Annotated in this window: 6 protein-coding genes; 3 read left to right on the top strand and 3 right to left on the bottom strand. The window is 57.8% G+C overall.

Annotation, left to right across the window (positions count from 1 at the left end):
* Positions 1-235 precede the first annotated feature (235 nt).
* Complete coding sequence (gene tyrS, locus AACV02_RS03770; protein ID WP_005791998.1) at positions 236-1,435, bottom strand: tyrosine--tRNA ligase; 1,200 nt, start codon at positions 1,433-1,435, stop codon at positions 236-238.
* 209 nt (positions 1,436-1,644) lie between these two features.
* Between tyrS and AACV02_RS03765 the strand changes: the two genes are divergently transcribed.
* Both AACV02_RS03765 and AACV02_RS03760 read left to right on the top strand, forming a co-directional pair.
* Positions 1,645-3,057 (top strand): peptidoglycan DD-metalloendopeptidase family protein, encoded by a 1,413-nt coding sequence (locus AACV02_RS03765; RefSeq protein ID WP_119737714.1) that lies wholly within the window; start codon positions 1,645-1,647, stop codon positions 3,055-3,057.
* A gap of 3 nt (positions 3,058-3,060) precedes the next feature.
* The gene (locus AACV02_RS03760) at positions 3,061-4,152 is read left to right on the top strand and encodes an anhydro-N-acetylmuramic acid kinase (RefSeq protein ID WP_106575490.1); all 1,092 of its coding nucleotides are present in this window, start codon (positions 3,061-3,063) and stop codon (positions 4,150-4,152) included.
* A gap of 64 nt (positions 4,153-4,216) precedes the next feature.
* Here AACV02_RS03760 and erpA read toward each other — a convergent pair whose 3' ends face one another.
* Both erpA and argC read right to left on the bottom strand, forming a co-directional pair.
* Positions 4,217-4,567 carry an iron-sulfur cluster insertion protein ErpA gene (erpA, locus tag AACV02_RS03755; protein WP_003176443.1) on the bottom strand — a complete coding sequence of 117 codons (351 nt, stop codon included), beginning with the start codon at positions 4,565-4,567 and terminating at the stop codon, positions 4,217-4,219.
* A 165-nt stretch (positions 4,568-4,732) separates the two neighbouring features.
* Positions 4,733-5,767 carry an N-acetyl-gamma-glutamyl-phosphate reductase gene (argC, locus tag AACV02_RS03750; protein ID WP_119737712.1) on the bottom strand — a complete coding sequence of 345 codons (1,035 nt, stop codon included), beginning with the start codon at positions 5,765-5,767 and terminating at the stop codon, positions 4,733-4,735.
* Between the two features lie 136 nt (positions 5,768-5,903).
* Here argC and hemJ point away from each other — a divergent pair, with 136 nt between their 5' ends.
* Positions 5,904-6,332, top strand: a complete 429-nt coding sequence (hemJ, locus tag AACV02_RS03745) for a protoporphyrinogen oxidase HemJ (protein WP_119737710.1) — start codon at positions 5,904-5,906, stop codon at positions 6,330-6,332.
* Positions 6,333-6,343: the final 11 nt, after the last annotated feature.

Raw genomic sequence — 6,343 nt, 5'->3', positions numbered from 1 at the left:
TTACACGCTGCTGTCAACACCTCTTTTTCTCCGCTTTCGACCGAGAAGATCGAAACGTTAATAGAGCCAAACAACACTGCTCTACCAACTCCCTCTGGGCTTCGATGAACTGAAGCAACTCGCTGCCGAATTCTGCGTAACTCTTTGTTTACCAAGGAGTTTTCCGTTTCGACTGCGCCGGAAGTGGGGCGAATTATAGACAGATATAAAACGCCGTCAACACTTAATTTCAGCTTTATTCGGATTTAAGCGTAATACGCGCAAATGCCTTCTTACCAGCCTGGCAAACGTGGGTAGCGCCCAGCTCGTATATAAAGGTGCGATCAACAACCTCACCATCTATACGCACGCCGCCGGAACCCAACAGGTCACGCGCAACCGCCGAGTTCTTCACCAAGCCAGCTTTATTAAGCACTGCAGCGATCGGCATCGCTTCAGCAGCAGTCAGCTCGATCTCCGGCAGATCATCCGGCAACTCGCCATCCTTCATACGATTGCCTGCCGCACGGTGAGCACTTGCCGCAGCCTCTTCACCATGAAAGCGCGCCACAATCTCTTCGGCCAACTTGATCTTCACGTCACGCGGATTGGCACCCGCCTCGACGTCAGCACGCAGCGCATTGATCTCATCCATCGAGCGGAAACTCAACAGCTCAAAGTAACGCCACATCAACGCGTCCGGAATTGAAACCAGCTTGCCGTACATCACACCCGGCGCTTCCTGAATACCTACATAGTTACCCAAGGACTTGGACATCTTCTTGACGCCATCCAACCCCTCCAGCAACGGCATGGTCAGAATGCACTGCGCCTCTTGCCCATACGCACGCTGCAACTCACGACCCATCAGCAGGTTGAACTTCTGATCGGTGCCCCCCAACTCAACGTCCGCGCGCAACGCCACCGAGTCATACCCTTGAACCAGTGGGTACAGGAACTCGTGAATCGCGATCGGCTGATTAGTGGAGTAGCGCTTGTCGAAGTCATCGCGCTCAAGCATGCGCGCCACGGTGTACTGGGATGTCAGGCGGATAAAGTCAGCCGGCCCCATCTTGTCCATCCAGGTGGAGTTGAAGGCCACTTCGGTCTTGGCCGGATCGAGAATCTTGAACACCTGAGTCTTATAGGTCTCGGCATTGTCGAGAACCTGCTCACGGGTCAGCGGCGGGCGCGTTGCGCTCTTGCCGCTTGGATCACCGATCATCCCGGTGAAGTCACCTATAAGGAAGATGACTTGATGCCCCAGCTCCTGGAACTGACGCAGCTTATTAATAAGCACGGTGTGACCCAGGTGCAGATCCGGCGCCGTTGGATCGAAGCCAGCCTTAATACGCAGGGGTTGGCCACGCTTGAGCTTTTCGATCAGCTCGGCCTCGACCAACAGTTCTTCCGCACCACGTTTTATCAGCGCTAGCTGCTCTTCAACCGACTTCATAACAGACCCGCAAGGCTCAGATTCAAAAGGGAACCAACCATACAAGATCAGGGACTAATTACAAGTTTTGCCCTGCGCACGGACACCGTTCAGCAAGCCCAGCATTCGCAAGCTTGCGCCACAGATGATTTGGTTATATTTTATACAGTTATTTCATCTTCATCATGTCATTCATCTTTTCCATTTCATCTTCAAAGTCAAAATTACTTATGACCACAGAACCGTCTAAAGCGCCGCCGCTTTACCCGAAGACCCACCTGCTCGCCGCAAGTGGTATCGCCGCTCTTCTCAGCCTGGCACTCCTGGTATTCCCTTCCAGTGACGTAGAAGCCAAACGAACATCCCTGAGCCTTGACCCGGAAAGTCCAGTTGAACAACTGACACAAGATCAAGACGCTGCTGAAGCGCAACAAGCCACAAATGCACCAACCGAATCACCCTTTGCGCAGATAGAAAGCACTCCCGAAGACACTCAACAAGCCACTCAAGAGCCGCCTGCGGCCGTTGCGGACAAGAATCCCCTGCACCGCGAAGTGATCGTGGCCAAAGGCGACACTCTCTCAACGCTGTTCGAGAAAGTGGGCCTGCCCGCCTCTACTGTTAATGAGGTGTTGGCGAGCGATAAACAAGCCAAACAATTCACTCAGCTCAAGCACGGGCAGAAGCTTCAGTTCGAGCTGGCACCCAACGGCCAGCTGAACAACCTGCACAGCAATGTCAGCGACCTCGAAAGCATCTCGCTGACCAAAGGCGCCAAAGGCTTTGCCTTCAACCGCATCACCACCAAACCGGTGATGCGCTCCGCCTACATACATGGCGTGATCAACAGCTCGCTGTCGCAATCGGCCGCCCGCGCCGGCTTGTCCCACAGCATGACCATGGACATGGCCAGTGTGTTTGGCTACGACATCGACTTCGCTCAGGACATTCGCCAAGGCGACGAATTCGACGTGATCTACGAGCAGAAAGTCGCCAACGGCAAAGTGGTCGGCACCGGCGCCATCCTTTCGGCGCGTTTCACCAACCGTGGCAAGACCTACACCGCCGTTCGTTATACCAACAAACAAGGCAATACCAGCTACTACACGGCTGATGGCAACAGCATGCGAAAGGCGTTCATCCGCACGCCGGTAGATTTCGCCCGCATCAGCTCGCGTTTCTCCATGGGCCGCAAACACCCGATCCTGAACAAGATCCGCGCTCACAAAGGCGTCGACTATGCCGCCCCGCGTGGCACGCCGATCAAAGCAGCCGGCGATGGCAAGGTGTTGCTGGCCGGGCGTCGCGGTGGCTACGGCAATACCGTGATCATCCAGCACGGCAACACCTACCGCACGCTGTATGGCCACATGCAAGGGTTCGCCAAAGGCGTGTCCACAGGCAGTAACGTCAAGCAAGGCCAGGTGATCGGCTACATCGGCACCACTGGCCTGTCCACTGGCCCGCACTTGCACTATGAATTCCAGGTGAATGGCGTTCACGTCGACCCATTGGGCCAGAAGCTGCCGATGGCCGACCCGATCGCCAAAGCCGAGCGCGCACGCTTCCTGCAGCAAAGCCAGCCGCTAATGGCCCGCATGGACCAAGAGCGCTCTACCCTGCTGGCCTCGGCGAAGCGTTAAGGTATGCCGCGCTATATAGGTGTGATGTCCGGGACCAGCCTTGATGGCCTGGATATCGCCCTGATCGAACAAGACCCGGCGATCAAGTTGATCGCCACGCACTACATCCCGATGCCCGAGACCCTGCGCGCCGAGTTGCTAAGCCTGTGCGCCAGCGGCCCGGATGAGATCGCACGTTCAGCGATTGCCCAGCAACACTGGGTAACGCTCGCCGCCCAGGGCATCCACGCCTTGCTGCAACAGCAGAACCTCAAGCCGGAAGACATTCGCGCCATTGGCAGCCACGGGCAGACGATCCGCCATGAGCCGGCCCGTGGCTTTACCGTTCAGATCGGTAACCCTGCGCTGCTAACCGAGCTGACAGGCATCACCGTGGTCAGCGACTTCCGCAGCCGCGACGTCGCTGCCGGCGGCCAGGGCGCGCCGCTCGTGCCGGCGTTTCATGAGGCGTTGTTCGGTGAGCGTGCCGGCAACCGGGTCGTATTAAACGTAGGCGGGTTCAGCAACCTCAGCCTGATCGAGACCGGCAAGCCGGTCGCCGGCTTCGACTGCGGCCCCGGAAACGTCTTGCTGGATGCCTGGATTCACCAACAGCGCGGCGAGCACTTTGACCGCGACGGGCAGTGGGCCGCCAGTGGCAAGGTTGAGCCTCAGTTGCTCAGCCGCCTACTCAGCGACCCCTTCTTCCTCACCAAAGGCCCGAAAAGTACCGGACGTGAAGTCTTCAACCTGAGCTGGCTGCAGCAACACCTCGGCACATTACCCGCGTTTAAGCCTCAGGACGTACAGGCAACCCTGCTTGAACTGACGGCGCTGACCATCGTTGAATCCCTGCAAACCGCACAGTCCGCGACTGAAACGCTGCTGGTCTGTGGTGGCGGCGCGCATAACGCCACGCTGATGAACCGTCTGGCGGCGCTGCTGCCGTCCACCCAGGTCAGCAGCACCGCCACTTATGGCGTCGATCCCGACTGGGTCGAAGCCATGGCCTTCGCCTGGCTGGCCCATTGCTGCCTTGAAGGCATTGCCGCCAACCGCCCCAGCGTCACCGGCGCACGTGGGCTGCGGGTACTGGGCGCGATTTACCCGGCCTGACTCCCAGACAGCAAAACGCCGCTTGGCCTTTCAAAGCCAAGCGGCGTTTTTTATCTGCTATGGATCAGATCGAGAACGAAGACCCGCACCCACACGTCGTGGTGGCATTCGGGTTCTTGATCACGAAACGCGAACCTTCCAGACCTTCCTGGTAATCCACCTCGGCACCTGCCAGGTATTGGAAGCTCATCGGGTCCACGACCAGGCTGACGCCTTCGCGCTCGACGATAGTGTCATCATCGGCCACATCTTCATCGAAGGTAAAACCGTACTGAAACCCTGAACAACCGCCGCCCGTAACAAATACGCGCAGCTTCAAGCGATCATTACCCTCTTCATCGACCAGGCTCTTCACCTTGTGCGCAGCACCGTGGGTGAATTGCAAAGCCGTGGGGGTGAAGGACTCAACGCTCATGCTGATAATCTCCCGGCGTACCGCCGCCATATGCGTAATGGCGGGCATTATCCGCTTCTCCTAGAAAAGCGGTCAACTATTGTTACGGTATATCAATCTGCGTTGCCGCCATTAAAAACACAAAAGGCCCGATCAACGGGCCTTTTGCACAGCAGCAGGCAAGCCTTACGGCAGCATGCCCGCGTGGGACAGGCCCAGCTTTTCATCCAGGCCAAACAGGATGTTCAGGTTCTGCACCGCCTGGCCCGAGGCGCCCTTGACCAGGTTGTCGATGACCGACAACACCACCACCAGGTCGCCATCCTGCGGACGGTGCACGGCAATACGGCAGACGTTGGCACCACGCACGCTGCGGGTTTCCGGATGGCTGCCAGCTGGCATTACATCGACGAACGGTTCGTAGGCATAACGCTTTTCAAACAGCGCCTGCAGATCTACCGAACGATCGACCACAGTTGCGTACAGCGTGGAGTGAATGCCACGAATCATCGGCGTCAGGTGCGGCACGAACGTCAGACCGACCTCCTTGCCAGCGGCACGCCGCAGCCCTTGACGAATTTCCGGCAAGTGGCGGTGCCCTTTTACCGCATAGGCTTTCATGCTTTCGGACGTTTCGGAGTAAAGCGAACCCACAGCTGCCCCACGACCGGCGCCGCTCACACCCGACTTGCAGTCTGCGATCAGGCGCGAAGTGTCCGCCAGCCCGCCTTCGAGCAATGGCAGGAAACCCAGCTGCGTGGCAGTCGGGTAGCAACCCGGCACCGCGATCAGGCGTGCTTGCTTGATCTGCTCGCGATTGACTTCAGGCAGGCCGTATACCGCCTCTTCCAGCAATTGAGGCGCGCCGTGCGGCTGGCCGTACCATTTGGCCCATTCGTCAGCATCCTGCAGACGGAAATCGGCCGACAGATCGATGACCTTGGTCCCCGCCGCCAGCAGTTCACCGGCCAGTGCATGCGCCACCCCGTGAGGCGTCGCGAAAAACACCACGTCACAGGCGCCAAGGGTCTTGATGTCCGGCACGCTGAACGCCAGGCCGTCGTAGTGGCCTCGCAGGTTGGGGTACATATCGGCCACGGCCAGTCCGGCCTCGGATCGGGAAGTGATAACCACCACCTCAGCTTGCGGATGCTGAGCCAACAGACGCAGCAATTCGACACCGGTGTAACCCGTGCCGCCGACGATACCGACCTTGACCATAAACCTGCCCTCAACGAACCCACTGGAAAGCCGTCGATAATAGGGGCCACATCGCCCTGCGACAACCGTCAACGTGACGTACGGGCGCATGAGCCACTACTATCTTCAGTTACCGTGAACCTGGGAATAACTAGAAATGCTCTATCTATGGATCAAAGCCTTCCACATCGTCGCTATCGTCTGCTGGTTTGCCGGGCTGTTCTACCTGCCCCGCCTGTTCGTCTATCACGCCCAAAGTGAAGACACCGTCAGCAAAGAACGCTTCAGCGTCATGGAGCGCAAGCTCTACCGCGGCATCATGGGCCCGGCGATGATCGCCACGCTGATATTCGGCGGCTGGCTGATCTACCTCAACCCTGCCATCTTTCAATCCGGTGCCTGGATCCACGCCAAACTGACCCTGGTCGTGCTGCTCATCGGTTACCACCATATGTGCGGCGCACAGGTAAAACGCTTTGCCCGTGGCGAAAACACCCGCAGCCATGTCTTTTATCGCTGGTTCAATGAAGTACCGGTTCTGATATTGCTGGCTATCGTAATTTTGGTCGTGGTCAAACCGTTCTAACTTCAATCACT

The organism is Pseudomonas sp. Larv2_ips, assembly GCF_963879675.1.
GTDB lineage: Bacteria > Pseudomonadota > Gammaproteobacteria > Pseudomonadales > Pseudomonadaceae > Aquipseudomonas.
Note: the sequence above shows the minus strand (reverse complement) of the source record. Positions and strands in the feature narration are given on the sequence as shown.

Bases quoted from the DNA above. Each gene is read 5' to 3' on its own strand.
- tyrS (WP_005791998.1), bottom strand. From the start codon at position 1,435: ATGAAGTCGGTTGAAGAGCAGCTAGCGCTGATAAAACGTGGTGCGGAA.
- AACV02_RS03765 (WP_119737714.1), top strand. From the start codon at position 1,645: ATGACCACAGAACCGTCTAAAGCGCCGCCGCTTTACCCGAAGACCCAC.
- AACV02_RS03760 (WP_106575490.1), top strand. From the start codon at position 3,061: ATGCCGCGCTATATAGGTGTGATGTCCGGGACCAGCCTTGATGGCCTG.
- erpA (WP_003176443.1), bottom strand. From the start codon at position 4,567: ATGAGCGTTGAGTCCTTCACCCCCACGGCTTTGCAATTCACCCACGGT.
- argC (WP_119737712.1), bottom strand. From the start codon at position 5,767: ATGGTCAAGGTCGGTATCGTCGGCGGCACGGGTTACACCGGTGTCGAA.
- hemJ (WP_119737710.1), top strand. From the start codon at position 5,904: ATGCTCTATCTATGGATCAAAGCCTTCCACATCGTCGCTATCGTCTGC.